Origin of the sequence: Saccharothrix sp. S26, from assembly GCF_021390395.1 — a bacterium.
In the GTDB taxonomy this organism is placed as follows: Bacteria; Actinomycetota; Actinomycetes; order Mycobacteriales; family Pseudonocardiaceae; genus Actinosynnema.
Genome location: NZ_JAJUWT010000012.1, coordinates 190217 through 217004, shown reverse-complemented (window position 1 = coordinate 217004; position 26788 = coordinate 190217). Strand labels below are relative to the sequence as shown.

General features: G+C 73.6%; 21 protein-coding genes. 10 read left to right on the top strand and 11 right to left on the bottom strand.

Going from position 1 to position 26788, the window contains the following annotated elements:
* Positions 1-416: 416 nt before the first annotated feature.
* Positions 417-791 (bottom strand): DUF4406 domain-containing protein, encoded by a 375-nt coding sequence (locus tag LZG04_RS21120; protein ID WP_233819491.1) that lies wholly within the window; start codon positions 789-791, stop codon positions 417-419.
* Between the two features lie 48 nt (positions 792-839).
* Here LZG04_RS21120 and LZG04_RS21115 point away from each other — a divergent pair, with 48 nt between their 5' ends.
* Positions 840-1586 carry a DeoR/GlpR family DNA-binding transcription regulator gene (locus LZG04_RS21115; protein ID WP_233819490.1) on the top strand — a complete coding sequence of 249 codons (747 nt, stop codon included), beginning with the start codon at positions 840-842 and terminating at the stop codon, positions 1584-1586.
* Positions 1587-1603: 17 nt separating this feature from the next.
* Here LZG04_RS21115 and LZG04_RS21110 read toward each other — a convergent pair whose 3' ends face one another.
* Entirely contained in the window at positions 1604-2713 is a 1110-nt protein-coding gene (locus LZG04_RS21110; RefSeq protein WP_233819489.1) for an NAD(P)/FAD-dependent oxidoreductase, read from the bottom strand.
* A gap of 66 nt (positions 2714-2779) precedes the next feature.
* Between LZG04_RS21110 and LZG04_RS21105 the strand changes: the two genes are divergently transcribed.
* The 7 genes from LZG04_RS21105 (at position 2780) to LZG04_RS21075 (ending at position 10718) form a co-directional block, all read left to right on the top strand.
* Positions 2780-3460 carry a TetR/AcrR family transcriptional regulator gene (locus tag LZG04_RS21105; protein WP_233819488.1) on the top strand — a complete coding sequence of 227 codons (681 nt, stop codon included), beginning with the start codon at positions 2780-2782 and terminating at the stop codon, positions 3458-3460.
* A gap of 82 nt (positions 3461-3542) precedes the next feature.
* Entirely contained in the window at positions 3543-3719 is a 177-nt protein-coding gene (locus LZG04_RS21100) for a hypothetical protein (RefSeq protein WP_233819487.1), read from the top strand.
* 130 nt (positions 3720-3849) lie between these two features.
* Positions 3850-4512: a hypothetical protein gene (locus LZG04_RS21095; RefSeq protein WP_233819485.1), complete on the top strand. Its 663-nt coding sequence runs from the start codon at positions 3850-3852 to the stop codon at positions 4510-4512.
* Between the two features lie 399 nt (positions 4513-4911).
* On the top strand, positions 4912-6438 hold the full coding sequence (locus LZG04_RS21090; RefSeq protein ID WP_233819483.1) for a non-reducing end alpha-L-arabinofuranosidase family hydrolase: 1527 nt from the start codon (positions 4912-4914) through the stop codon (positions 6436-6438).
* A 112-nt stretch (positions 6439-6550) separates the two neighbouring features.
* Positions 6551-8410, top strand: a complete 1860-nt coding sequence (locus LZG04_RS21085; RefSeq protein ID WP_233819481.1) for an ABC transporter ATP-binding protein — start codon at positions 6551-6553, stop codon at positions 8408-8410.
* Entirely contained in the window at positions 8407-10182 is a 1776-nt protein-coding gene (locus LZG04_RS21080) for an ABC transporter ATP-binding protein (RefSeq protein WP_233819479.1), read from the top strand. Before LZG04_RS21085 ends, LZG04_RS21080 begins: the two co-directional genes overlap by 4 nt.
* A gap of 74 nt (positions 10183-10256) precedes the next feature.
* A complete protein-coding gene (locus tag LZG04_RS21075; protein WP_233819477.1) occupies positions 10257-10718 on the top strand; it encodes a hypothetical protein in 462 nt (153 codons plus the stop codon).
* On the opposite strand, the gene LZG04_RS21070 is transcribed toward LZG04_RS21075, so the two are convergent.
* Both LZG04_RS21070 and LZG04_RS21065 read right to left on the bottom strand, forming a co-directional pair.
* Positions 10715-11614 (bottom strand): hypothetical protein, encoded by a 900-nt coding sequence (locus LZG04_RS21070; RefSeq protein ID WP_233819475.1) that lies wholly within the window; start codon positions 11612-11614, stop codon positions 10715-10717. The genes LZG04_RS21075 and LZG04_RS21070 overlap by 4 nt on opposite strands.
* A gap of 6 nt (positions 11615-11620) precedes the next feature.
* Entirely contained in the window at positions 11621-11965 is a 345-nt protein-coding gene (locus LZG04_RS21065; protein WP_233819473.1) for a hypothetical protein, read from the bottom strand.
* Between the two features lie 19 nt (positions 11966-11984).
* On the opposite strand from LZG04_RS21065, the gene LZG04_RS21060 reads away from it, so the two are divergent.
* Entirely contained in the window at positions 11985-15527 is a 3543-nt protein-coding gene (locus tag LZG04_RS21060; RefSeq protein ID WP_233819471.1) for a CHAT domain-containing tetratricopeptide repeat protein, read from the top strand.
* Between the two features lie 12 nt (positions 15528-15539).
* Here LZG04_RS21060 and LZG04_RS21055 read toward each other — a convergent pair whose 3' ends face one another.
* Positions 15540-16643 carry a winged helix DNA-binding domain-containing protein gene (locus LZG04_RS21055; RefSeq protein ID WP_233819470.1) on the bottom strand — a complete coding sequence of 368 codons (1104 nt, stop codon included), beginning with the start codon at positions 16641-16643 and terminating at the stop codon, positions 15540-15542.
* Between the two features lie 70 nt (positions 16644-16713).
* The gene (locus LZG04_RS21050) at positions 16714-17136 is read right to left on the bottom strand and encodes a VOC family protein (protein WP_233819469.1); all 423 of its coding nucleotides are present in this window, start codon (positions 17134-17136) and stop codon (positions 16714-16716) included.
* Positions 17137-17232: 96 nt separating this feature from the next.
* On the opposite strand from LZG04_RS21050, the gene LZG04_RS21045 reads away from it, so the two are divergent.
* A complete protein-coding gene (locus tag LZG04_RS21045; protein ID WP_233819468.1) occupies positions 17233-18195 on the top strand; it encodes a YafY family protein in 963 nt (320 codons plus the stop codon).
* Between the two features lie 15 nt (positions 18196-18210).
* Here LZG04_RS21045 and LZG04_RS21040 read toward each other — a convergent pair whose 3' ends face one another.
* From LZG04_RS21040 to LZG04_RS21020, 5 genes are all read right to left on the bottom strand, one after another.
* Positions 18211-19425, bottom strand: a complete 1215-nt coding sequence (locus LZG04_RS21040) for a GNAT family N-acetyltransferase (protein ID WP_233819467.1) — start codon at positions 19423-19425, stop codon at positions 18211-18213.
* 88 nt (positions 19426-19513) lie between these two features.
* A complete protein-coding gene (locus tag LZG04_RS21035; RefSeq protein WP_233819466.1) occupies positions 19514-21280 on the bottom strand; it encodes an ABC transporter ATP-binding protein in 1767 nt (588 codons plus the stop codon).
* Positions 21281-21450: 170 nt separating this feature from the next.
* A complete protein-coding gene (locus LZG04_RS21030; protein ID WP_233819465.1) occupies positions 21451-21882 on the bottom strand; it encodes a hypothetical protein in 432 nt (143 codons plus the stop codon).
* Positions 21883-21886: 4 nt separating this feature from the next.
* On the bottom strand, positions 21887-22345 hold the full coding sequence (locus LZG04_RS21025; RefSeq protein WP_233819464.1) for a hypothetical protein: 459 nt from the start codon (positions 22343-22345) through the stop codon (positions 21887-21889).
* Positions 22317-26777, bottom strand: coding sequence for a hypothetical protein (locus LZG04_RS21020; RefSeq protein ID WP_233819463.1), 4461 nt, complete (start codon positions 26775-26777; stop codon positions 22317-22319). Before LZG04_RS21020 ends, LZG04_RS21025 begins: the two co-directional genes overlap by 29 nt.
* Positions 26778-26788 lie beyond the last annotated feature (11 nt).

Genomic DNA, 26788 nt, shown 5'->3' with positions numbered 1-26788 from the left:
GAACAGGCGGTCGTTTCGGCCCCGCGCGTGCGGCGTTCGAGCTCCGGTGGGCAGGCGGTCCAGGAAGGACCCGGCGACCTCTCTGTAGTGCACGTGGCAGTCCACGAACCCCGGCACGACCAGCCGGTCACCGCACTCCACCACCGCCGCTTCACCGCGATGGCGGGCGGTACCGAGTCACGGTCGCCCACCCACGCGACCAGGCCGTCCTCGCCACCAGGGCACCGCGTTCGAACAGTCGCCACGACGCAGCACCACCCGACCCCGGTCACCGCCCGTCGCGGCGGCGGGCACGAGGCCCAGGACCTGAGCCGCTACCAACACGCCCATGCCCGTGAGGAAATCCCCGACGGCTCCGCGCTTCACCGTTGCCGGTGAATCGCTGCTCACCCGCGCGGTCACCGACGAGAAGGCCGTCAAGCGGCGCGGTAGCCAGGGATGTCCTCGACCCGGTGGTAGACCGGGAGGCCCCGTTCCCGCGCGATCCGCACGTCCTGGTCGGCTCCCGTCGACTCACCCGGCAGCCGCAGCACCGCGTCGCAGTGCCGGAGCAGCCGTTCGGCGGTCGGGTACATGATCCCGTCCGCCACGGGGTCGGTCGGCCCTGTGCCGCCGGCCCCGCGCAGCACGGGCAGCGCGACCCACTCGCCGATCATCGGCACGTGCCCGCTGCGGAAGACCGGCCACGCGGCTTCCTCCAGCCGGGCCAGGTTGCGCGCCATCAACGCCGGGTCGTCGCCGGTGCCGGAGCGGTAGGGACCGGCGATGAGGATCAACAGAGGTCTGCTCATGGGGCCACCATAATGTGCAACAATCGGAAGAAACAAGGAGGAACCGGATTGCTCGCGGCTCAACGGCGGGATCTGCTGCTCGAACGACTTCGCGTCGACGGGCGCATCGTGGCCAAGGACCTCGCCGCCGAGCTGGGCCTGTCGGAGGACAGCATCCGGCGCGACCTGCGCGAACTGGCCGCCGCCGGGCTGTGCCAGCGGGTCTACGGCGGCGCGTTGCCGATCTCGCCCGCCATCGCCGACTACGCGACCCGGCAAGGGGTGGAGGCTTCCGGCAAGCAGCGCGTCGCGGCGCGGGCGGCGGCGCTGGTCGAACCCGGCAGCACGGCGATCATCGACGGAGGCACGACGGCCCTGGCCGTCGTGCGGGCCCTGCCGCTCGACCTGGACGCCACCGTGGTCACCCACAGCCCCACGGTGGCGAGCGCCCTGGCCGAGCACCGGGGCGTGGAGGTGTACCTGATCGGCGGGCGGCTGTTCAAGCACTCGATGGTCGCCTGCGGTGCGGCGGCGGTCGAGGCGGCGCGCGGACTGCACGCCGACCTGTTCCTGCTGGGGGTGACCGGCGTGCACGAGGAGTTCGGCCTCACCACCGACGACGCCGACGAAGCCGCGATGAAGCGCGCACTTGCCCACCAGGCGGCCGACACCTACGTGCTGGCCAGCTCCGAGAAGATCGGCGCGGTGTCACGGTTCTCGGTGGTGCCGCTCGCCGACGTCGCCGGCGTGGTCACGGACGCGCCCGCCGAGCACCAGGCGCTGCGTGCGCTCGACGTGCCGGTGATCTTCGCCTGACCCGGCACGGGCGGCGGTCAGCCCGGTTGGAAGAACGTGAGCATCCTGGCGGCGGCGTCCGGGGACATCAGCAGTTCCTGCATGTCCGCGGACATCCGGGCGGCGGCGCTGGTGCGCTCGAACATCTCGCGTTCGTACTCCGCCACGGCGGCCGCGCGGTCGTCCGGGTGGGCGGCCAGGGCGAGGCCGAGCAGGGCACCGTCGAGCAGCGCCATGTTGGCGCCTTCCCCGACCGGCGGCATCAGGTGCGCGGCATCGCCGACCAGGGTGACGTCCGGTCTCGACGGCCAGGTCAGGCCGACCGGGAGGGAGGTGAGCGACCGCGGCTGGACCGTGTCGTCGCAGGCCGCGATCAGGGCGGTGAACCGCGTGTCCCAGTCGGCGAACAGCTCGATCAGCCGCGCGCGGGCGGCGGCGGGGTCGTCGAACGGGATGCCGCTGGTGGCGAACCAGTCCTCATCGGTGTTGTAGAAGTTGAGGCCGATGCGCACGCGGCCGTCGCCGTTGCGTTGCGCCGCCAGCGATCGCCCGTCGCCGAGCACCCAGTAGTTGCCGCGCCCGACCATCGCGGCGAGGTCGGGGTGGGTGCGGTCGATGTCGGGGATGCCGATCTCGACGACGTGCTGGCCGATGTGCGCGGGTCGGGCGTCGGTGAGCAGCGCGCGGACCCGGGAGTTCGCGCCGTCGGCGCCGACGAGCAGGTCGTACGTCGCGGTGCGGCCGTCGGCGAACCGCAGCACGCCGTCGTCGGCGGACTCGTACGCGTGCCCCCAGCGCACCGCGTCATCGGGGAGGGAGTCCAGCAGCAGGTCGCGCAGATCGGCGCGGTCCACCTCGGGGCGCAGCAGCGGGGCGTCCTCGGGCGTGTCCTCCTGGAGCAGCAGGGTGCCGTCCGGCTCCAGCAGCCGCATGTCCTGACCCTCGCCGCGGGCTATCGCGTAGAAGCGGTCGATCAGGCCGGCCTCGCGCAGCGCCCGCTGGCCGGAGTGGATGTCGAGCATGCCGCCCTGGCCGCGCGCGTCACGTGACGGTTCGCGTTCGTAGACGACGGCGTCGATGCCGTTCACGTGCAGCACGCGGGCAAGCGTCAGGCCGCCCAAACCGGCCCCGACGATGGCGATGGTCATGATCAGCCTCGATTCACCGTATCGGTCAATACAGTGTATCGAAGGCTACGGTGTATTGTCCTCGGCATGGTGGTGTGGGAGCGACCGGAGCCGCCGGATCGGCCGGCGCCGGCGCCGTTGAGCCGGGAGCGGATCGTCCGGGCGGCCATCGAGCTCGCCGACGCGGACGGCCTGGACGCGGTGTCGTTGCGCAAGGTGGCCGCTGCGCTGGACGTCGGGCCCATGCGGCTGTACGGCTACATCGCGACCAAGGAGGAGCTGCTCGACCTGATGGTCGACGCGGTCCACGCCGAGATCAGGCCGACGGGGCAGGGCTGGCGGGAGGTGCTGGGCTCGTTCGCCGAGGCCACCAGGCAGGTCGCGCACCGGCACGAGTGGCTCGCCGACCTGCTCGGCGGACGGCCCCAGCTCGGGCCGAACACGCTGGTCACCGGCGAGAGCGTGCTGGCCGCGATGGGTGACGTCGACCTGGGCGTCGTCGTGCCGGCGGTCGGGGCGGTCACCGCGTACGTGATCGGCGCGGTGCGCCGGGAGATCACCGAGCGGCGTGCCGAGCGCGCCTCCGGGCTGAACCAGGAGCAGTGGCAGACCACCTACGGGCCGTACCTGACGCGCACCTTCGCCACCGGGCGGTTCCCCGCGCTGGCCCGGATGGTCCACGACGGGCCGCACCTGGACGCCGACGAGACGTTCCGGACCGGCCTCGACTTCGTCCTCGACGGCATCGAAGCCCGCCTCTCCCGCTGATGCGAGGGCGCGGCACCCGGAAGTCGTCCAGCGCTGGGTGTCTCCGCAGGTGCAGTCCCAGGGGGACGATCCGGGTTCGGCGGTGGTGTGGACTTTCGGGCGCACCGCGGCGGCCCTCACCGCGCCGATCACCGAGGAGACGAGCAAGGCGCTCGGCCCGGTCCTGCTGATCGGCCCGGCCCCGCGCCGGGGTGACGACGACGTGCCCGGCGTCGTGCACGCCCGCGCCGAACCGCTGCGCCTGCGGGGATCCCGCTGACGCCCGCCGCGGTGATCGGCCACCGAACAGGCGGCGGGCGAGCGGGTGAGCGGGGTTGACCCGCCGGCGCGTCCCCGCACACCATGATCGGCACCGGCCGTGATCGTCCGCGCGTGGCAGGGGGCCTGCGATGTCGTCGGAATCCCGAACCGCGGCGCACGAGAGCCCGGCGGAGGGCGGCTCGGAGCGGTTGCCGATCTGGGTCCGCCTGGCCGGCACGATCGGCGTGCTCGGCGTGGACGTCCTGTTCGCCTGGCTCCTGCACATCGGCGGCGCGGCGCTGTCGCAGCTCGGGGAAGTGCTCTCCGGCGAGGTCGAGCACACCCGGTTCGCCACCGCCCTGCACGAGCACGGCATCGCGGGCCTGCGCCCGGACTACCTCGGCGGCCCGCTGCCCCTCGACGTCACGACCGCGGTGTACATGGCGCTCTCCGCGGTCGTGGCCATCGTGTTCGCGGCCGTCACCGATCGCGTCGAACGCATCCCCGAAGCGTGGAACTTCGCCGGCCTGTCGGTCCTGCTGGCCCCGGCGGTGCTGTACCCGCTCGCCGGCATCGTGTGGATGGGCGTGTCCGTGGCGGCCGGCATCGTCAACTTCATCGGCGGGCCGTTCACCGGTGGTGCGGACCTCTGGGTCGTCCCCGGCCCGCCGCCCGTGCTGGATTGGAGCTTCTTCCTGATCTTCGCGGGTTATGGCTACGGTTTCGCGGTCCTGCTCGGCGTCAGCGCTCAGTACGGCCTGGGTGAACTCTGGAAACGTCGACCGATCGCGGGCCGAACGTCCGGCGCATGACATCGTTGACTCGCTAATGTTTAGCAGTTCGGCTCACCTCCTCGCCGCTCTGGCGGCCCCGATCCCGCCGTTCGACGCCTGGCCAGGGCGTTCGACAACCGGTGGAGCTAAAAGAATTCGCGCTATTTTTAGCAATCGACAATGCGCCCCGCCGCACAGTTGCGAAACATTTGCGTCGCATCTTGACCATGTCGAGATCGTCCTTCAGAGTTTGACAATGCGACCGGCACCCGCGGCAGTGGCACGGCAGTCCGTGCGTCCCTCTTGGGTTCTCGGATTGTCGACTCCGACGTAGTCGTCGTCCGGGGGAGGGGTGCGAAGGACCGCCCGGCGCGAACGTCGTCGCAACGTTGCCCGTGCCGCGGTCTGCCCCGACCTCGACGAAGAGGAGTCCCGCCCATGGCCCGATCAGGCCATCACCCGCCCACCGCTGTACCAGGAACCCGCAGGCGTCGCGTGGCCGGTGCCGCTGCCGCCGTCGTCGCCGTGCTGGTCGGCGGGCTGCTGGCGACGTTCAGCGCGTCGCCCGCCTCGGCGGCGACCGTCGACACGACCGCCTGGTACGTGCTGGTCAACCGCAACAGCGGCAAGGCGTTGGACGTCTACAACCTGGCCACCAACGACGGGGCGCGCATCACGCAGTGGACGCGCAACGACGGCAACCAGCAGCAGTGGCAGTTCGTCGACTCCGGCGGCGGCTACTACCGGGTGAAGTCGCGGCTGTCCGGCAAGGTGCTCGACGTCTACAACTTCTCCACCGCCGACGGCGCGAACATCGTGCAGTGGTCGGACAACAACACCAACAACCAGCAGTTCCGGTTGGCCGACTCCGACGGCGGCTACGTGCGGCTGATCAACCGCAACAGCAACAAGGCCCTGGAGGTGCAGGGCGCGTCCACGGCGGACGGCGGCAACATCGTCCAGTACAGCGACTGGGGCGGCGCCAACCAGCAGTGGCAGTTCGTCCGCGTCGGCGGGTCCGGCCCGACGACCACGACGACGACCCAGCCGGGCGGTGGCTGCTCGCTCCCGTCGACCTACCGCTGGACTTCGACCGGTGCGTTGGCCCAGCCGAGGTCCGGGTGGGTGTCGTTGAAGGACTTCACCTACGTGCCCTACAACGGCAAGCACCTGGTCTACGCCACGACCCACGACACGGGCACGTCCTGGGGTTCGATGAACTTCGGGCTGTTCAGCAACTGGTCGGAGATGGCGTCTGCGCCGCAGCAGGCCATGAACAGCGGCACCGTCGCGCCCACGTTGTTCTACTTCGCGCCGAAGAACATCTGGGTGCTGGCGTACCAGTGGGGTGGGACGGCGTTCAGCTACCGGACGTCGACCGACCCGACCAACCCCAACGGCTGGTCGTCGCCGCAGGTGCTCTCGACGGCGAGCATCAGCGGTTCGGGCACGGGTCCGATCGATCAGACGATCATCGGTGACGGTCAGAACATGTACCTGTTCTTCGCCGGTGACAACGGCAAGATCTACCGCCAGGTGATGCCGATCGGGAACTTCCCGGGCAGTTTCGGCTCGTCCTACACCACGATCATGAGCGACACGACGAACAACCTGTTCGAGGCGGTCGAGGTGTACAAGGTGCAGGGTCAGAACCAGTACCTGATGATCGTCGAGGCGATCGGCGCGAACGGCCGTTACTTCCGCTCGTTCACCTCCAGCAGCCTCAGCGGCAACTGGACCCCGCAGGCCGCCACCGAGAGCAACCCGTTCGCGGGCAAGGCCAACAGCGGTGCGACCTGGACCAACGACATCAGCCACGGCGACCTGATCCGCGCCAACCCCGACCAGACCAAGACCATCGACCCCTGCAACCTGCAACTGCTCTACCAGGGCCGCAGCCCCAACTCCGGTGGTGACTACGGCCTGCTGCCCTACCGACCGGGCCTGCTGACGCTGCGACGCTGAGCGCCTGACGCAGCCCCATCCGATCGAGCCGGCGCCCCTCACCCCTGACCGGGGGTGAGGGGCGCCGGCCTGTGAAGGGTCGGCACGAGTCGGTGCGATGATCGTCGGACGGATGAGCGAAAGCAGGCGACAGGTGCCACACCAGCAGGAGGCCCCCTCCTACCGGAGAGGACGGGTCCCGCACGCCGATCCCGGCACGCCGGACACCAGGGGTCCCTGGCACTACCTCTGGTGGTTGGCCCGCAGCCAACCCGCCCGCGTCCTGCGCGGCGTGATGTGGGGTTCGCTCTGGATGGTGGGCATCATGGTGCCGCCGTACCTGATCGCGCAGGCGATCGACCGCGGTCTGCGGGCGGGCGACGTGCGGCAGCTCGTGCTGTGGTCGGCGGCCGTGCTCGGGGTGAGCGCCGCCAACGCGGTGCTGGGCATGATGCGGCACCGCACCATGACGATGGTCCGGGTGGACGGCGCGTACCGCACCGTCCAGGTACTCGTCCGACACATCGCCGACGTCGGCGCGACCCTGCCGAAGCGGGTCTCCACGGGCGAGGTGACCAACATCGGCGCGGCGGACATCAGCCGGATCGCCGTCACCCTCACCGTCACCGGCCCCGGGGTGGGTGCCGTGGTGGCGTACGCCGCCGTCGCGGTGCTGCTGTTCACCATCTCGCCCGCGTTGGCGGTCGTGGTGCTGGTCGGGGTGCCCGTCCTCGCCCTGCTCATCGGCCCGCTGCTGAGCCGGCTCGACCGCGTGGAGACTTCCTACCGCGAACGCCAGGGCGCGCTCACCGCGGTGACCGGTGACATCGTCGCCGGGCTGCGGGTGCTGTCGGGCGTCGGGGCCAAGGACGCGTTCGCTGAGCGTTATCGGGCCCGGTCGCGCGAGCTGCGGGACACGGGTTTCCGGGTCGGCGGCATCACCAGTTGGGTGCAGGCGGTCGGCACGTGCCTGCCCGTCGTGTTCCTGGCCGCCGTGGTGTGGATCGCCGCCCGGATGGCCGCGACCGGGGCGCTGACCGTCGGCGAGCTGGTCGCGGTCTACGGCTACGTGGCGGCCCTGGTCGTGCCGGTGTCGTTCTTCATCGAGGCTGCCGACGACCTCACCCGCGGCGTGGTGTCGGCCCGCCGGGTGATCGACGTGCTGCGCCTGGCACCGGAACCGGCCGACCCGGCGGATCCCGTGCCCGGCCCAACGGGTCCGGCCGACCTGTGTGACCCGGACTCCGGCGTCGTGGTGGCGGCGGGGCGGTTCACGGCCCTGGTGTGCGAGCGAGCGGCGGACGCGCTCGCCGTGGTCGACCGGCTCGCTCGGCTCGAGGACTCGGCGGCCACGTGGGGTGGTGTGCCGCTGGCGGCGATGTCGCTCGCCGAGGTGCGTGCCCGGGTCGTGGTCGCGGACAACGACGCCCACCTCTTCGCCGGTGCGCTGCGCGACGCCGTGGCCACCGCGCGGGACCACGACGACGAGGCGGTGTCGGCGGCGGTGCGGGTCGCCGCCGCCGAGGACGTGCTCGCGTCCTTGCCGGACGGGCTGGGATCGTGGCTCGACGACCAGGCCCGCAACCTCTCCGGCGGCCAGCGCCAGCGGGTGCGCCTGGTGCGGGCACTGCTGGCGGACCCGGACGTGCTCCTGCTGGTGGAGCCGACCTCCTCGCTGGACGCCCACACCGAGGCGCGGATCGCCGCCGGCCTGCGCGCGGCGCGGAGTTCGCGCACGACGCTGGTGGTCACCACGTCGCCGCTGGTCCTGGACCGGGTCGACCGGGTGGAGTTCCTGGTGGACGGCCGGGTCGCGGCCTCGGGGCCGCACGAGCACCTGCTCGCCACCGAACCGCGCTACCGGGCACTGGTCCACCGCGGCGGCGACGAGGATCCCGGACCTGCCACGCCCCCGGCCCCGGTCGACCCGGGGAAGGGCGGTGCGCGGGAGGGCAGCTCAGGGGGAGTTGCCCCGGAAGGAGGCCGTCTTTGAGCGCGGAACGCGGTACCCGGCGGGAACTGCCGGTCGCCTCGCCGGCGGAGGTGTGGCGGACGACCGGGCGGCTGGTGGCGGATGACCGCGGGGCCCTCGTCGGGATGGTCGTGCTCAACTGCCTGGCGGTGCTCACCGCGTTGGTCGGGCCGTGGCTGCTCGGTCGCATCGTGAACGTCGTCGAGACCGGGAACGCCGATGTCCGGGTCGTCGACGGGCTGGCCGCCGCGGTGCTGGCGGCGGCCGTCGCCCGGTTGGTCCTCACCAGGTTCGCGCGGTACGCGGCGCACCGGTTCGGCGAACGGGTGCTGGCGGTGTTGCGCGAGCGGTTCGTCGAGCGGGTGTTGGCGCTGCCCGCGGCCACGGTGGAGCGGCTCGGCGCGGGCGACCTGACGACCCGTTCCACCACGGACGTGGCCGCGGTCGGTGCGGCGTTGCGCAACGCCGCACCGGAGGTGTTCATCGCGAGCCTGCACGTGCTGCTCATCGTGGTCGCGGTGTTCCTCCAGGGTCCGCTGCTCGGCGCGTGCACCCTGATCGGCCTGCCGGTCCTGTGGGTCGTGTCGCGCTGGTACCTGCGCCGCGCCCGCGCCGCCTACCTGGCCGAGGGCGCGGCGAACGGCGTCGCGACGGACAGCATGGTGGCCACCGCCGAGGGCGCCCGGACCGCGGAGGTGTTCGGGCTGCGCGGTCGGCGCGTGCGCGACATCGACCTCGCCGTCGAGCGGGTCCACCTGGCCAGGAGGCGCACGCTGGCGCTGCGGTCGGTGCTATTCCCGGTGGCGGACCTGTCGCACGCCGTGCCGACGTCCGCCGTGCTCCTGCTCGGCGGCCTCGGCTACTTCCACGGCCTGGTCAGCCTGGGCGCGGTGGTCGCGGCGAGCCTGTACGTGTGGCAGCTCGTGGAACCGCTCGACCGGATCCTGCTGTGGGTGGAGCAGTTGCAGAGCAGCGGCGCGTCCCTGGCCCGGATCGAAGGCGTCGCCGCGGCGCTCGTGCCCCGCGAACGCCCACCGCGGCCCCGGGACGAACGGCTGGAGGTCACGCGGGTGCACCACGCGTACACGCCCGGCCGTGACGTGCTGCGCGGGGTGAGCCTGACCGTGCGACCGGGCGAGCGCCTCGCCGTCGTGGGGCCGTCCGGGGCGGGCAAGTCCACCCTGGGCAAGCTCCTGGCGGGGTTGGACACGCCGACCAGCGGCGCGGTGACGGTCGGCGGGGTACCCGTCGCCGACCTGCTCGACGGCGGCGGTGAGCGGCACGTGCTGCTGGTGACGCAGGAGCACCACGTCTTCCACGGCACCCTCCGGGACAACCTGGTGATGGCCGCGCCCGACGCCGACGACGAGCGGGTGCGCGCGGCGCTGGCCGCGGTCGAGGCGCGGTGGGTCGACGACCTGCCCGACGGGCTGGACACCCGGCTGGGCACGGGCGGCACCCGGCTGGACGCGGCCAGGGCACAGCAGTTGGCGTTGGCGCGGGTGCTGCTGGCCGACCCGCACACGGTGGTGCTGGACGAGGCCACGGCCATGCTCGACCCGACGACCGCGCGCAACGCCGAGCGGGCGATGGCCTCGGTCCTCGAAGGCCGGACCGTGATCGCGATCGCGCACCGCCTGCACACCGCGCACGACGCCGACCGGGTGGCGGTGCTGGAGCAGGGCCGCATCGTCGAACTCGGCTCGCACGACGAGCTGGTCGCCGCGGGCGGCGCGTACTCGGTGCTCTGGCACTCCTGGCACGGGGACGGACCCGGCGGTGACATCACCTGAACCGGTGATCGGGAAGTGCCGGGAGGTGGTCGGGTGGTTCGCTGGTGGCGCACCGTCGGCTCAGGGGGACGAGGATGAGCGGCACCACGCGCCTTCGCGTCGGGATCGCGTTGTTGGGGTTGTGGCAGGGCGGGCCCGCGGTGTGGGCGGCCCTGTGGCCGGCCGGGTTCTTCTCGACCTTCCCGACCGCCGATCACGCGTGGGTGCGGTTGGTGCCGCCGTACAACGAGCACCTCGTGCGGGACTTCGGGCTGGCGTTGGCGCAGTTCCTGCCGGTCGCGGTGGTGTGCGTCAAGTGGCCGGAACCGGTGTTCGCCCGGGCCGTCCTGGTCGGCTCGTTGCTGTTCAGCGTGCCGCACCTGATCTACCACGAGCTGCACGTGGTCCGGGTCGACGACGTGGTGTGGCAACGGTTGTCGCTGTGGTTCCCGATCGTGCCGGCCGCGTGGCTGCCGTACCTGACCCGGTCGGCCCGGGAGCCGGGGGAGCGGGGGCGAAGCACCGCGCCCGTGACGACGGTCGAGGAGGTGCGCTAGCGGCCCTTGCGCATCAGGTCCGTGGCCTGTTCGCCCTCGCCGACGGCCAGCGGGCCGACCTGGTCCGGGTCGGTGATGCCGAGGGTGGCGACCAGCGTGCGGCCGTGCAGGTCCACGGCGGCCTCGGCCAGGGACGACAGGTCGGTGATCGCGGCACGGGCCCGCGCCCAGCCGGTCAGCCCGACCGCGAGGCCGATCAGCGCGGCGGGCCACCACAGGACGCCGAGCGCCAGGTACGGCAACGCCCACGTGCCCGTGGCGACCGAGGCGGCGAACGCGGAGTGCGCGCCGCTCAACTCGGCGCGGGTGGTGTCGGGCAGCACGAGCCAGAGCCGGGGCCAACCGAAGGTCAGGTCGAGCCCGTACCGGTGCCAGGACACCGACTCCACGGCGTGCACGCGGTCGCCCATCCACGTCGGCCGGCCGGGTTCGGCCAACGCCAGCCGGTTGACGCGGTGGGCGGCGGCGTTGACCCGGTCCTGCTCGTCACGGGTGCGCGGTGGCGGGGCCGCCCGCTCCAGCTCGCGGCGCAGGTCGACCAGCCGGTGCCAGCGCCTGCGCCGGGCGGCCGTGCGCACGGCGGCGAGCCGGCGCGGCCACTGGCCCAGCCAGACCCGTCGGGTCAGCCCGGCCAGCGCCTGCACGGCGAACCCCACGCCGACGGCGAGCACCAGCACGCCGAGCACGAGCAGCAGTTGCGCACCGGGCGGCAGGTTCTTGACCGCCGTCGCGGCGGCGGTGGCGCGGCGGGTCAGCAGGGTGTGGTCAAGGGCCTTCGACTGGCCGAGGGTGAGCGCCACCCAGGCCGCGGCGGTGAAGAACGCGCCGGGCAGGGCGAGCAGGCCCAGCCACCGCTGGGCCAGGATCTTGGCCAGCTCCTGGAAGAACCCGCCCACCCCGCGTCACGCCCGTTCCATCGGCGCGCCGGTGACCCGGCACCGGGGGAGCGCGCCGGCGGGCGGGGGCGTCTCGACCAGGTCGCACGCGCCGTCGGGGCAGCGGAACAGCTCCTCGCGGGCGTGTCCCGACCCGGTGCCCGGCAACCCCGCGCCCAGCGCCCGCAACGCGGTGTCGCCGTCGGTGTTGAGCAACCTGCCCAGCAGGGCGAGCACGGGCCGCCGCGCCTTGGCCTCGGCGACGACCTGCTCCAGCAACTGCTTGCGTTCCGGGGGAAGTCGGCGCGCCTCCTCGCGGAGGGCGTCGAGTTCCCGGCACAGGCTCGTCAGCGCCGACCGTTCCACGTCCACGCCCGGATACTGTCACACCGTGACGGGCGGACCGGGCGGGTCGGGGTGGGCCGATGAGGCGACGGCGGTGTCCGAGGAGGCGCTCGCGTGCTGGACGCGGGCGCAGGGGACCGGTCGCGTGGACGAGGTCGACCGGGCGATCACCCTCGGCGGGCGGGCGGTGGCCGCGGCGGGGCTCGACCACCCCTCCCGGATGGTGTTCTGGGCCAACCTGGGCACCTACCACCTGACCAGGTACCGGCTCACCGCCGACGCGGCCGACCTGGACCGGGCCATCGGGTGGCTCACCCCGGCGGTGGCCCCGCCCGAAGGGCCCGACCACGGGCTGTTCCGCTACAACCTCGCGACCTGCCACCTGTACCGGTTCGACGTGACGGGTGACGTGGCCGACCTGGACCGCGCGGTGGAGCACTTCGTCGGGGCGCTCGCGGTCACGCCCGCCGGGCCGCACCGCGCCGCGTTCCTGTCGAGCCTGGGCGCGACCTGCTGGCGGCGCTTCGAGCGCACCGGGCGTTCCGCCGACCTGGACCGCGCCGTCGAGGCCAACCGGGAAGCGGTCGCGACCGGCGGGGACGACCCGGGCCTGCCGACGTTCCTGGCCAACCTCGGCGTCGCCGAGCACACCCGCTTCGAGCGCACGGGCGACCTCGCCGACCTCGACCGGGCCGTGGAGCACCTGGAACGCGCGGTGGCCGGCACCGGGCCGGAAGACGGCGAGCTGGCCGGCCGCGCGTCCAACCTGGCGCTCGCCCGCCTGGCGCGCTTCCAGCGGACCGGTCGCCCGGCCGACCTCGACCGGGCCCTGGAAGCGGGCCGCCGCGCGGTCGCCGTCGCGGGCGACACCCCGCTGCGGGCGACCTTCCTGGGCAACCTCGGCATCATCCACCAGACCCGCTTCGAGCGGACCGGTGACCTCGCCGACCTCGACCAGGCCATCGACCTCAAGCAACGGGCGCTCGCCGCCACCCGCCCCGACGACCCGGACCTGGCCACGCCGCTGACCAACCTGGGGATGGCCTACCAGGCGCGGTTCCGACGCCGGGGCGACCTCGCCGACCTCGACCGCGCCGTCGACGCCTGCCGGCGGGCGCTGGAGGTCACCCCGGAGGGCGCCACGGGCCGGGTGTTCGCGTTGAACAACAGCGCGTCCGCCCACCAGGAGCGGTTCCAGCACACCGGTGACCTGACCGACCTCGACCGGGCCATCGACCTCCACCAGCGGGCGGTGGCCTCCGTCCCGGACGGGCACGCGGGGCTCCCGCTCTGGCTGACCAACCTGGGTGACGCCCACCGGGCCCGCTACCTGCGCCTGGGCCGCTCGGCCGACCTGGAGCAGGCGATCGAGGTCGGCCGCCGGGCCGTCGCCGTGATCGCGGCCGACCACCCCGACCGCCCGCTCGTGCTGTCCAACCTCGGTGGCGTGCACCAGCTGCGGTTCGAGCGGGTCGGTGGTCTGGCCGACCTGGACCGGGCGATCGAGCTGAAGGAACGGGCGGTGGCCGCCACCCCGGACGACCACGCGGTGCTGCCGGTCTACCTGGCCAACCTCGCGGCCGCGCACCTGGCGCGGGGCAAGCACCTGCGCACCGCGTCCGACGTGGACCTCGCGGTCGACGTGGGATCGCGGGCCGTCTCGCTCACCCCACCCGACCACCCCGACCGCGTGCTGCGCCTGTTCAACCTGGCGGTGGCGCACCGGGAGCGGTGCGAGCTGACCCGCGCCACGGCCGACGCGGACCGGGCCGTGGAGCTGGCGCGGCAGGCGGTGGCGGGCACGACCGAGGGGCACCCGCACCACGCGGCCTGCCTGTCCGGCCTCGCGGGCGCGCACCAGGTGCGCTACCGCCTCACCGGGTCGCCCGCCGACGCCGCCGCCGTGGCCGAGGTGGCCGGTCGGGCGCTCGCGGCGACCCCGCCCGACCACCCGAGCCGGGCCGTGCGGCTGTACTTCCTCGCGCAAGGCCACCAGAACCGGGTGGACGTCGGCGCGGACGTCCCCGACCTACGCCGGGTCGAGGCGATGGCGGCGGAGCTGGACCGGCTCACGGCCGCGCCGCCGGCGGACCGGGTCGTGGCGGGGTGGGCCGTGGGCAGGCTCGCCGGGTCGCTCGGCCAGGCCGAGACCGCCCGGCGCGTGTTGGCCGGCGCGGTGGAACTCCTGCCGTCGGTCGCGTCACGCGAGACCACGCACACCGACCGGGAACGCCTGCTGGGCGGCCGGGTCGGGCTGGTCGGCGAGGCGATCGCCGCGCACTGCGCGCTGGGTGACGCGGTCGGCGCGCTGCGGGTCGCCGAACAGGGGCGGGGCATCCTGCTCGCGGCGCAGCTGGACAGCCGCACGGACCTGACCGAGCTGGAGGCGGCCCACCCGGAGCTCGCGCACCGCCTGCACCGGGTCCGCGACCGGCTCAACGCCGTGGACCTCGGCTCGGACGTGGTCGAGCACCGCAGGCGGCTGTGGGCCGAGTACGACGCCGTGCTGGCCGACGTGCGCCGCCTGCCCGGCCTGGACCGGTTCCTGCTGCCGCCGACGTGGCCGCAGCTGCGGCAGGCCGTGACGGGTGGGGCGGTGGTGCTGGTCAACGCCGGGCGCGCGCACGGTGACGCGATCGTGGTCGGACCCGACGCGGAGCCCGTGCACGTGCCCCTGCCTGGGCTGATCGCGCGTGACGTGGACACGTGGGCGACCGAGCTGGCGCAGGCCATCGACGACCGCAGCGCGTTCGCCGGGGAGCTGCGCCGCCAACGCGTGGTGACCGACCTGCTGGCCCGGCTCTGGGACGCGGCGGTCGGACCCGTGCTGGACGTCGTCGCACCGGACCCCGGCCGCACGCCCCGCGTCTGGTGGATGCCCACCGGCCGCCTCGGCCTGCTCCCGCTGCACGCCGCCGGCCCGCCGGGCGGACCGGGCGCGCTGGACCGCGTCACCTCCTCCTACACGCCGACCCTGCGCGCGTTGGCCCACGCGCGTCGCCGGCCCGCGGCGTCGAGCCGCAGGCAGTTGACCGTGGCGCTCACCCGCACGCCGGGTCTGCCGGACCTGCCCGCCACCGCCGCCGAGGCGGCCGGTCTGCACGCCCGCCGTGCCGGGGTGCTGCTGACCGACGAGCACGCCACCGTGGACCGCGTCACGGCCGCGCTCGCCGGGTCCGCGTGGGCGCACTTCGCCTGCCACGCCGGCATCGACGCCGACCGGCCGTCCGAGGGCGCGCTGCACCTGCACGACGGCGTGCTGCCGATCGCCGCGATCAGCCGGCTGAACCCGCGTGACGCGGAGTTGGCCTACCTGTCGGCGTGCTCGACCGGGCAGGCGTCCCGGCGCCACGCCGACGAGGTGATCCACCTGGCGTCGGCGTTCCAGCTCGCGGGTTTCCGGCACGTGGTCGCGGGCCTCTGGCCGCTGGACGACCGCACCGCCGCCACCGCCGCGGACCGGTTCTACGCCCTCCTGCCCGCGGCCGACGTGGCGGCCGAGGCGCTGCGCCAGGTCGTGCGGGAACTGCGCGCCGAGCAACCGGACCGGCCGCACCTGTGGGCCTCGTTGGTCCACAGTGGACTGTGACCGTCCGCGCGTTCAGCCGGTCGCGAGGAGCACGCGGGGGTTGTCGTCGTCGGACAGGAACGCGGCCAGCTCCAGCCCTTCCCCGGTGACGGCGTCGCGTTCGGCCCGGGAGAAGGGGCGCAGCGGGGTGACGGTCACCGCGCCCTCCTCGGCGGTCCAGGTGGCGGCGACCCGGCCGTCGACCAGGACGACGCGCGCACCGGCGACCGACAAGCCGCGGTGGTCGTGGTCGATGACCCGGCCGCGGTCGTGGTAGCCGAGGATCGCGTTGTCGAACGCGGGCAGGAACCGCACCGGCGCGGGCGTGTCGGGGTCGGGGCGCGGCGCGTCGGGCAGGTCCAGCAGTTCCCGGCCCCGCTCGTCGCGGAAGGCGATGAGCTTCGCGCGGGTGGCGGCGACCGCGCCCGGCAAGCCGGCGAGGCCGGACCAGGCCCGCAGGTCGGCCGTGGCGGCGGGCCCGAACGCGGCCAGGTAGCGCAGCACGAGCGCCTCGCCGACCGGGTCGGCGCCGTCCGGGGCGGGCGGGTCGACCTCGCGCCCGAGCCAGGAGGCGAGCAACGCGGTGCGCGCGCCCGCCTTCCGGCGCCACAACCCGCGTGGCGGCACTTGCACGGTCGGGAGGAGGGCGGCGACCGCCATCTCGCCCAGCGGTCGCGGTCCGACGGCCGGCCAGCGGGCGGCGAGCGCCCGGCCGACCTCGGGCATCGTGCGGGGCTCGCCGTCCGCCAGCACCGCGCGGGCCGCCGCCGTGAGCTCGTCGAGATCCACGCCGTCGAACTCGCGGCGGTAGACCCCGAGCACCCGTTGGCGCAGCATGGCGTCGTGGCGGGCCCGCCAGGCGAGCGCGTCGTCGGCGGTGACGAGGTGGACGGTGCGGCGCATGAGGTGCGTGCGCACGACGTGCCGCCCGGTCAGCAGGTCGTCCAGCGCGGTCGGGTCGAAGGCGCGCAGCCGTGACCACAGGCCGACGAACGGTTCCTGCGGCTCTTGCGCTTGCAGACCGCACAGGTGCGCCACGGCGTCGAGCACCGGCAGGTCGGTGCGGTGGAGCAGCCACTGCCGGGCCAGCGTGGCGCGGTTGAGCGCCCTGGTGTCGAGCAGGGGGCGCGTGGTCATCGTGGTGGTGTCCCGTCGAATCGGTGGTTGCCGCGGGTGGGCGGGAGCGTGCCGCCCACCCGCTGTGGCGTCACGCGTTGTACTCGTTCACGACATCGAGGACCCAGACGACGCCGAAGCGGTCCCGCAGCATCCCGTAAGCCGGGGCCCAGGCCGCCGGGCCCATCGGGACCACGACGGTCGCGCCGTCGGACAGCTTCTCCCAGTAACCGGTGACCTCCTCGGCGGACTCGCCGCGCACGGAGACGAAGAACGAGTTCTCGCCCTGGTCGTACCCCAGCCGCGAGGGCACGTCGTAGGCCATGACGTGGAAGCCGTTCCCGGCGACCACCTGGCCCCACATGACCTGGTCGGCCTCGGACTCGACCTGGACGTTCCCGGCGTCGGCGTAGGTGACGACGGCGAGGTCGCCGCCGAACGCGGATCGGTAGAACTCCAGCGCCGCGAGCGCGTCACCGCGGAAGTTCAGGTGGGTGGTGGTCGTGACGGACAAGGGTGCTCCTCGGCTCGATGTGGTGCTTGGTGTGACACCACGGTCGCAGGAGTAGCGGCCAGGTTGTGTCCTCTTCTGTGGGGCAGAATGACGGACATGCCGAAGACCTCAGCACGGCTGCTGTCGTTGCTGTCGCTGCTGCAAGCGCGCCGGGACTGGCCGGGCGCGCTGCTGGCCGAACGGCTCGAGGTCAGCCCCCGCACCGTGCGCCGAGACGTCGACCGCCTGCGCGAGCTCGGCTACCCCATCGTGACCACGAAGGGCCCGGACGGGGGATACCGGCTCGGGGCCGGCACGCGACTACCGCCGTTGTTGTTCGACGACGAGCAGGCCGTGGCGCTGTCGGTGGCGCTGCGGATCGCCACCACCGCGGGTGCAGGCATCGAGGAGGCCGCCGCACGGGCGCTGAACACCGTCCGGCAGGTCATGCCGGCCCGGCTGCGCCACCGCGTCGACACCGTGCGGGTCACCGCGGTGGAACGGGCCCCGACGGCGCAGGTCGGCAGCGGGGTGCTCCTGGCGATCAGCGACGCCGTCCACGCGCGCGAGGTGCTGCGCTTCGACTACGTCAGCGCGACCGGTGACCCCACGGCGGCACCGCGCCGGGCCGAACCGCACCACCTCGTCACGTGGGGCGGCCGCTGGTACCTCGTCGCCTGGGACCTCGACCGCGCCGACTGGCGCACGTTCCGCGCCGACCGGATCACCCCGCGCACGCCCACCGGCCCCCGCTTCGCCCCGCGCGAGCTGCCCGGCGGGGACGTGGCCGCGTTCGTCGCGGCCCGGTTCTCCGGCACGGACGACTCGGGCGGCCGGCCGTGCCGCGGGGAGGTGGTCCTCGACCTGCCGGCCGCCGAGGTGGCACCGTTCGTCCACGACGGCGTGGTCGAGGAACTCGGGCCGGACCGCTGCCGGCTCGTCACCGGGTCGTGGTCGTGGCACGCCCTGGCGAGCGCCATCAGCCGGTTCGACGCCGACGTCGAGGTCGTCGGGCCGGCCGAGCTGAGGGATGCCTTCGCGCGCCTGGCGCGGCGTTGCGCCGCCGCGGCCGGCAACTGACCGCCCGCCGGCCGGTCAGAACCAGTGCAGGCAGTGCGGTGCGCGGTCGGCGCGGAACAGGGTGTCGGCGAGGGCGGCCGCGTCCGGGTGGTGCGCGCGGACGTGCCCGGCGCGGACGAGCGTGCTCGGCGTGGTGCCGCCGAGGTAGATCGAGCCCAGGTCCCGCACGTCCAGCGACAGGTCGGGTTCCCGGTCCGTCGGGACGCAGTCGCCCTCGCCGTCGCGGACGGTCAGCAGGTAGCGGCCGTGCTCGCCGAGGAACGGGTCCTCGACGTCGAGGACGAGCTCCCCGTCGGCGAACCAGCCGCGCGCGGCCAGCGCGCGCGGCACGTCCAGCAGCCGCACCCACAGCCAGTCGGTGTCCTCGCTGACCTGGCCCGCGCGGAAGTCGGCGAACTGCCAGCGCAACGGGTGCTCGGGTGGGAAGTGCTTGAACACCACCTTGGTGACCAGGTCGTGGCCGAGCACGTACCGGGCCAGCGCGGTGAAGACGGCGTCGTCGGTGGTGATCGTCTCGTCCACGGTCAGGGTGCCGTGCTCGCCGACCGAGTAAGCCGCGTAACCGTCCGGGACGCCGTCGTCGTCGCGGTGGACGGCGACGTAGCGCGGCGCGGGGGAGATCGGCGGCTGTCCCGCGCGCCGGGTCCACCAGCGGGGTGGCCGGGACAGCGCGCCGGGCTGCGCGCGGCGGTACCGGTCGTAGACCTCTTGCAGCAGCTCGCGGCAGTCGGCGCCGCGCAGCAGTTCGATCGAGCCGGCCTCGTCGACGCCGACGCGTGCCCGCGGCCGGTCGAGGGCGGCCTGGTGGCGCTGCACGGTCAGCCGCCGCGTGTAGGTCGCCGGTCCGTAGCCGAACCTGCCGTAGATCCCGGCTTCCGAGGCCAGCAGCACGGCGACGGCCTCGCCGCGGGCCCGCAGCTGGGCGAGCTGGTGCCGCATCATCGCCTTGAGCACGCCCCGGCGGCGGTGCGAGGGCAGGACACCGACATCGCTCACCCCCGAGACCGGGACGACGACCTGACCGGGGAGGGTGAGCTCGAAGGAGTACGCGGTGGCGGTGCCGACGGGGCGCCCGTCCTCCGCCACGGCGAGCAGCCCGCGGTCCGGTTCGAACGCCGACCACCACAGCCCGCCGCCGTCGACCGGGGTCTCGGGGAAGCGACCGAACGCGGCGTGCAGCGTGGCGACGAAGACGTCGAGGTCGTCGTCGGTCGTGGAACGGATCTCCATCGCTGCCTCTCCGGGGTGCTCCCGCCGCGGCTCGCGGCGCCTGCGGCAGTGCAGCGCCCCGCCGCGGCCGGGTCAAGCGAATATCGCGTCAGGCCGAACGGCCACCGTGCAACCGCGCGTACGCGCCACCGGCGCGCAGCAGCTCGTCGTGCGAGCCGACCTCCCGGATCACGCCGTCCTGCATGACGACGATGCGGTCGGCGTCGCGGATCGTGGACAGCCGGTGGGCGACCACGAACGTCGTCCGGCCGCGGACCAGCCGCGTCAACGCCTGCTGGACCAGGGCCTCGGACCGGGTGTCCAACGCGGAGGTGGCCTCGTCGAGGATCAGCACGCGGGGGTCGCGCAGCAGGGCGCGGGCGATGACCAGGCGTTGCCGCTGGCCGCCGGACAGGTGCGAGCCGCGGTCGGCCACCGAGGTCTCCAGCCCGTCCGGCAGGCGTTCCACGAACTCCAGGGCGTTGGCGTCGCGCAGCGCGGCCGTGATCGCCGCGTCGTCGGCGTCGGGCATGCCGAAGGCGACGTTCTCGCGGACGCTGCCGTCGAACAGGATCGGCTCCTGCGGCACGACCGAGATGAACCGCCGGTAGGTGCGCAGGTCGAGCCCCGCCATGTCGACGCCGTCGAGCAGGATCCGGCCCGACGCGGGGCGGATGAAGCCGATGAGCAGGTTGAGGACCGTGGACTTGCCCGCGCCGGACGGGCCGACCAGCGCGATTGTCTCACCGGGGGCGACCGAGAGGGTGAAGTCGCGCACCGCCGGCCTGCCGGTCTCGGCGTAGGCGTGGCCGACCGACTGGAACTCCACCGCCCCGCGGACCGCGGTGACCTGGACCTTGCCCTTGTTGTCCTCCAGGTCGGGGGTGCGCAGCACCTCGCCGGCCGAGCGGATCGACTCCAACCCCTTGGAGATGACCGGGGCGAGGCTCATCAGGGTGGCCAGGGACGTGGTGGAGGTGGTCAGGAAGGCGCTGAGCATGACGACGTCGCCCGCCGTGATGCCCCAGACGCCCAGGTAGGCGACCAGTGCGGAACCGGTCAGGAACAGCACCCCGAGGATGTTGAGGAACACCCACGACAGCGACGCCACCCGGCCGTTGGTCAGGTCCAACCGCAGGCCGGAGTCCAGCACGCGGCGCAGCGTGTGGTCCATCCGCCGCAGGGCGTGGCCCTCCAGCCCGTGCGCGCGGGTGACGGGGATCAGCTGGGTCATCTCGTTCACCCGGGCGGCGAGGTGTTCCACGTCCTGGCGGAACACCTCGTTGTGGTCGCGCAGGCTGGATCGCAGGCGCAGCACCACCAGGGACGCGAGCGGCACGATCACCAGCAGCAGGGGCAGGAACTGCGGCGCGCGCACGCCGACCACCGTCAACCCGCCGATCAGCACGGTGACCGCGCCCAGGCCCGTGTCGGTGGTCTGCTGCACCATCTGCTCGACGGTCTCCACGTCGCGGACGACCTTCGCCTGGAGCACGCCCGCGCTGGTGCGGTTGTGGTAGCCGATGGACAGCTCCTGCAACCGGGTGCACAGGGCCGACCGCAGCGAGGTGCCCGCGCGGCGCACGCTGCCGTGCAGGAGGCGGACGTAGAGCAGGTGCAACGGGTAGTTGACGACCAGGATCAGCATGATCAGGCCGGTGGCGACACCCATGCCGGCCAGCGGCTGGTGCAGCACGACCGTGTCCACGATGGTGGCCGTGACCAGGGGGAGCAGCCAGACGGGGCTGTGCTTGACGACGAAGACGGCCAGCGCGCCGGCCAGGTGCCGCCGGTGCGGGCGGAGCAAACGTCCCAGTGCGCGCAAGGCGTGCTCGCCGGGATCGCGGTGCCCTCGCGGAGCGTCGGACGAGGTCACCGGGACCTGCTCCCTCCATCGCCTGCGACCAGCGCTGGAAAGCGCTTTCCATGATTCTCGGGAGGCCCCCGGTCACTGTCAAGGCCGACCGCGGGTGACGTCGCACTCCCACCCGTTCGCGGGATCGGCCGAGCATGGTCCTCGGCTGGGCGGTGTGCGCGGGGGTGGGGTCAGGAACCGGTGACGGCGGCGCGGAGCCAGTCGGGCACGTGCTCGTCGGCGCGGGGGAAGGTCTCCAGCTCGCGGGCGTAGGCCTGTGCGGGCGGCGGGGTGCGGAACCGGGGCTGGTCCTGGCGGTTGTACTCGATCGAGTACTTGTCGGGGTAGTCGAGCCAGTAGGTGGCGTGCAACCACGTGCCACGCCCCGGACGGGCCATGCCCGCGCGCAGCCGGGCGAACAGGTCGAGCACCTCGTCGGGCAGGTCCCAGCCGAACATGCCGCCGTTGGCCATGCGCAGCAGGCCGCCCGCCTCGACGTGGTCGCCGAGGGACTTGTGGTCGACCTGGAGGTGGCTCCACCCCGCCGGCAGGTCGAGCACCAGGCGCTCGGTGATGCGCTGGAGCAACTCGTCCTGCTGGACCGGGTTGAGTGGTTCCGTCATGGCGTCAGTATCCCGCATCGGTCGGTTCGTCGGTCGGCAGCTTGGCCCGCAACCAGGCCGGGACGTGCTCCGGGGCGCGCGGGAAGTGCTCCAGGTCGAGCGCCCACTCGCGCGGGCTGAGGTCCGGTGACCACTTGGGGTCGTAGTCGTGGTTGTAGACCACGTGGAACTGCGCCGGCGGGTCCATCGTGTACCGCAGCGAGAACCACGTGCCGCGCCCTTCCACGTACATCAGCTCGCGCAGCTCCCGCAACGACCGGCCGACCGACAGCGGCGGGTCGACCGGCGGGCTGGAGTGGTCGGGCATGAGCACGGTCAGCGCCATCCAGTCCGACGTCACGGCCACCGACGCGCGCAGGTCCACCCGGAACCAGCCCTCCGGGCACGCCTCGACCAGGTCGCGGCCGATCTCCTGGAGCAGCTCGCGCTGCCGGTCAAGGGGTTGGTGGTGGGAGGACGACACGGTTGTTCCTGGCGGGCTCGGGGACATTGTGGAAGCTCCTGATCTCCTGCACGGTCCTGGGCGGCGGCGGGTCGGACACCGTGAGGTGGTACCGCACGTGCAGCTTGTCCGGCGTGTGCACGTCCGGCGTGGTGCGTTCGGCGAAGAAGTCCACCCGGTCGACGGTCGTGCCGTCCACCGCCGCACGCCGCGCGATGTCCTCCTCCATCCGACGCCAGGTGTCGTCCGTCGGCGCGCCGTCGATCTTCATCGGGCGGTTCTCGTAGGCCCACTGCGGGACGTGGTTGATCCGCTCGCCCGGCCCACCGCCCTCGAACGGCACGATGTGGCCGCCGTCGAACTTGAACAGGTCGTGCCGGTTGCCGTAGTAGTTGAACGGCGCGTACTCGCCCGCGGTGGGGCTCTTGTAGCCCTCCGGGCCGCCGCTGGCGATCCGGCCGGTGTCGGGCTGGACGCCCTCGCCGGGCGAGCCGGGCTCCACCCCGCGCCGCGGGCCCCAGAAGTCCTCGGCCCTGGTGCCGCTGGGCGGGAACACCGGGCGACCGCTCGCGGCCACCGTGTCGCCGTGTACGTCGGTCCGGTACATCTGCTGCGGCACCTGCGGGTCCATGCCCTCCATGTGCCGCGGGCCGACCGCGAACGTCGTGTTCGGCGCGGGTACGGGCAGGCCGGCGTCCCACGTCTCCCTGGTGCCCAGCTCGGGGTTGAAGCCGTGCTCGCTGTTGCCCGACCACGTGTGCACGTGCGACACCCGGCCGTCGGCGTCGGTGTAGAAGGTGCCGTGCCAGTCGCCGTTGTCGTTGTAGACGTCGTAGCGGGCGTGCGGCTGCAACGGGTTGTCGGGGTCGTTGCCGCGCAAGGAGAACGGGCCGTCGCCGTCCGGCGGGGGAGCCGGGTTGTAGTTCTCGTGCGGCGGCATCGTCCGGTAGGTGCCGTCCGGGCCGCCGGGCGGGTCCCACTGCACGGCGGGCGGGGTCGCGGTCCGGTCGAAGTCGTCGAAGCGGTCGGCGGGGCGGTGCTCCGGCGACGTCTGCGGGGCGTCCGACCGATCCGGCGTGGTATCGGTGCCCGTGTCGGTGTCGGTGCCCGTGTCGGTCCTGGGGGTGTCGGTGTCGGGGATCTCCTGGCCGCGGAACGTGTGCGTGCTGATGCCGGTGTCCACCTGGTACACCACGCCCGGTTCGGGACGGGCGGTGTCGGGGTTGACCGGCACGCCCGCGCTGTTGCGGGTGTTCGGCACGGCGGTGTCGACGTGCGTGACGTTGCGGTTGGCGTCGGTGTAGTAGGTGCCGCGCACCGAGCCGTCCGGGTTGTGGACGACGATGCGCGAGTTCGGCTCCAGCGGCGGCCCGCCGTTGAAGTCGAGGACGCGCTGGTTCGGGTCGACGTCGAGGTCCACCCGCGGCAGGTCCTCGGGCGGGTCCCACGCCACGCTGCGCTGCGGCGTCGGGTCGCGGCCCTCGGGCGGGTCGGTGATCGAGTTGTCGCGGGCCGCCCGGTCCCGGGCGTCGGTGGGGTCGAGGTCGGTCTTGTCGGCGTCGTGCGTGCCGGGGACGAAGCCGTCCTCGCTCGCCCTGGTCCTGGTGCCGTCGGGGCGGTGGGTCTCCCACTCGCCGTTCGGCGGGATCCTCGGCTGACGGTTCCCGTCGGGGCCGATCTCGGCGTCGCTGGTGTAGACGCGGCCGTTGCTGTCGGTCCAGGCGGGCTTGGTGGGCGCGAGGACGTCGGCCCCGGTGTGGCGGGACAGGCGGTGGGCGAAGTCGTTGCTGCCGGCGTCGCAGCCGATCAGCCGGATGGGCGTCTTGCCGTCCCAGCCGTTGCGGCGCAGCAGGTCGCCGTACTCCTCCGGGGTGTAGCTGTGGTTGCCGATGCGCGCGCGGCCGTCGGGGGTGATGTGGACGTCGGCGGTGAAGTAGCGCGGGTCGGCGGGGACGCGGTGCGGCAGGTCGCCCATGTCCGGGTCGCCGCGGTGGTGCGAGACGCCGGCCGGGGTCGTCTCGCCGTGGTGGGCGTGCGCCTGGTCGATGTCCGGCCGGTCCGTGTGCGGGGCGTCGTTGTGGGGTGCGTCGGTGTTCGGCCCGTCGGTGTTCGGCGTGTCGCTGTCCGGCCGGTGGGGGTCGGGGTCGCGGTGGGGCGGTGTCCACGCGTCCGGGTCGCGGCGCTGGGCGGGGATGCCGTCCGGGTCGCGGCGCGGCGGGAGCTGGGTGTCCGGGTCACGCCGAGGGGTCGGCGTGTGCGCGTCGGGGTGGCGTTGGGGCGGCGGCCCGTCGAACGGCCGGTTCGGGGTGTGCGGCACCGGCCCGTCGCCGCCGCGCGGACGGCTGAAGTCGGGGCCCGCGGGGCCTCGGTTCGGCGGCCCGTGGTGCGGGGTGTGCTGCGACGGGGTGGTGTGCGACGGCCCGTTCGGCGTGTTGATGTGCGGCGGGTTGGTGTGGCTCGGACCCGCGTGCGGCGGACCGGCGGGGTTGGGGGCGGCATGGCGTGGCCCGGCGTGTTGAGGCCCGGGGTGCGGCGGCCCGGGGTGCGGCGGCCCTGCGTGCGGCGGACCGGCCGGAGGTGGCATCGGTCCGCTCTGCGGCCGGGCGTGGGCGGGACCGGGGTTGCCGGGGCCGGTGTGCGTGGGGCCGGGGTTGGCGTGGGGCGGGTTCGGGCCCGCGTGCGGGGTGCCCGGTCCGGTGTGGGGCGCGCCGGGGCCATGGGGAGGGGTCGGTCCCGGGGGCGGCCGGTGGGAGGAAGGCGTGACGTTCTCGGGGCCGCGCGAGGTCGGGATGCCGGAGTTCACGTCGCCCCGGCTGCCCGGCATGCCGCCACCGGCCGGCGGAACTCCGCCCGCGTTGGTGGGGGTGCTGCCGGGACCGGTGTTGGGTCCGCCGGTCGTGGGGTTGCCGCCGGTGTGGGGTTGGTCGGGGCGCGACGGTGCTTCGGGGGCCGCGGCGGTCGACGCGGAGGTCTGGTCGACGCGGTGCGCCGGGGGAGCGGTGTTCGGCGCACCACCACCAGTGCCACCACCGGTGTGCGAACCACCGCCACCGCTGGTGCCTGAACCGCCGGTGTTCGGGCCGCCACCGCCGTAGCCGCCCGGCGCGGGCTGGCCGCCCGGACCGCCTCGGTGCTCGCCGATCGGGGAGTTGCCGCTCGGCGCGGGCTGTCCTGCGGGTCCGCCGCGATGCTCGCCGATCGGGTGGTTGCCGCCTGGTGCGGGCTGTCCTGCGGGTCCGCCCCGGTGTTCGCCGACCGGGGAGTTGCCGGTCGGCCTGCCGCTGCCGGCGGGGGTGTTGCCGCCGGGGGTGGGCGTGGTGCCGCCGCGGGGCAGGTCGTGGTCCGGGCTGTTCGGGTCGCCGCGGCCCGGGCGGGAGGACGGCGCGGGCAGGTCGGTCGGGTCGCCGCGGCCGGGGCGGGAGGTCGTGGGTGTGTCGGTGGTGCTGCTGGAGGTGGAGGTGGTGTCGGAGGGGCGGTTGGCCGGCGGCGTGTCCGTGTCCGGAGTGGAGGAACCGGGGTCGCCCGTGCCGCTGTCGCGGCCGGTGCCGGACGGGGTGGTGTCGGGGCTGCCGGACGGGGTGTCGACGTCGGCTTTCCCGGTCTGCAGGAAGCCGCCCTTCTTGATGTTCTTCGGGTCGAGCACGTCCAGGCCGGTGGCCTTGCCGGCCAGCTTGCCGACCACCTTCATGATCTTCTCGAAGACCTCGACCAGACGCTTGAGCATCGGCGAGACCTTCTTGATCGTGTTCAGCAGGTCCTGGATGATCTTCGCGATCTTGGCGGCCCACTTCGAGATCGCCGTCACGGCCTGCGCCACGATCACCGGCGTGCCGAAACCCAGCGAGAACACGGCTTCGAGCACCCAGGCGATGAGCTTGCCGACCAGGTCGGCGATCAGGTCGCGCACCATCTCCCGCACGAACGCCACGACCATGCCCATCAGGCCGACGACCGTGCCGACGGTCCCGGCCGCGGACGCCGCGCCGCTCAGCGCGTCACCGTGGACCTTGGAGTTGGCGTGGTAGGTCTCGGCGGCGGAACCGGTCCAGCCCTCCGTGCCCCGCTGCACCGCCGAGTTGTACTCCTCGGCGATCTTGCCCAGCTCGGTGGCGACGTTGTTCCACGTCGTGGAGTACGACTCGATCACCGGCGGGTTGCCCGCCAGCCAGTCGAGCATGTCCTTGAGCGGCTGCATGTGTTCCATCAGGAACGACGCCGCGGACGACAGCAGGGTGCCGAACGGGTCGATCGCCATCGCGGCGGCGTCCGCGGCGAGACCGACCACCCCCAGGCCGGCCTCGATCCAGTTGCCGTCCTTGATGCCGTTGAACGTGTCCATCGCGGATTCCGCGATGGAGATCCCCGTCGCCCACCCGTTGTCGCCGGTGCCCGCGTTGAAGAACGAACCCGACTCCGCCGGCGGCGCAGCCACCAGCGGGTTTTCCCCCGCCATCCGTCATCCTC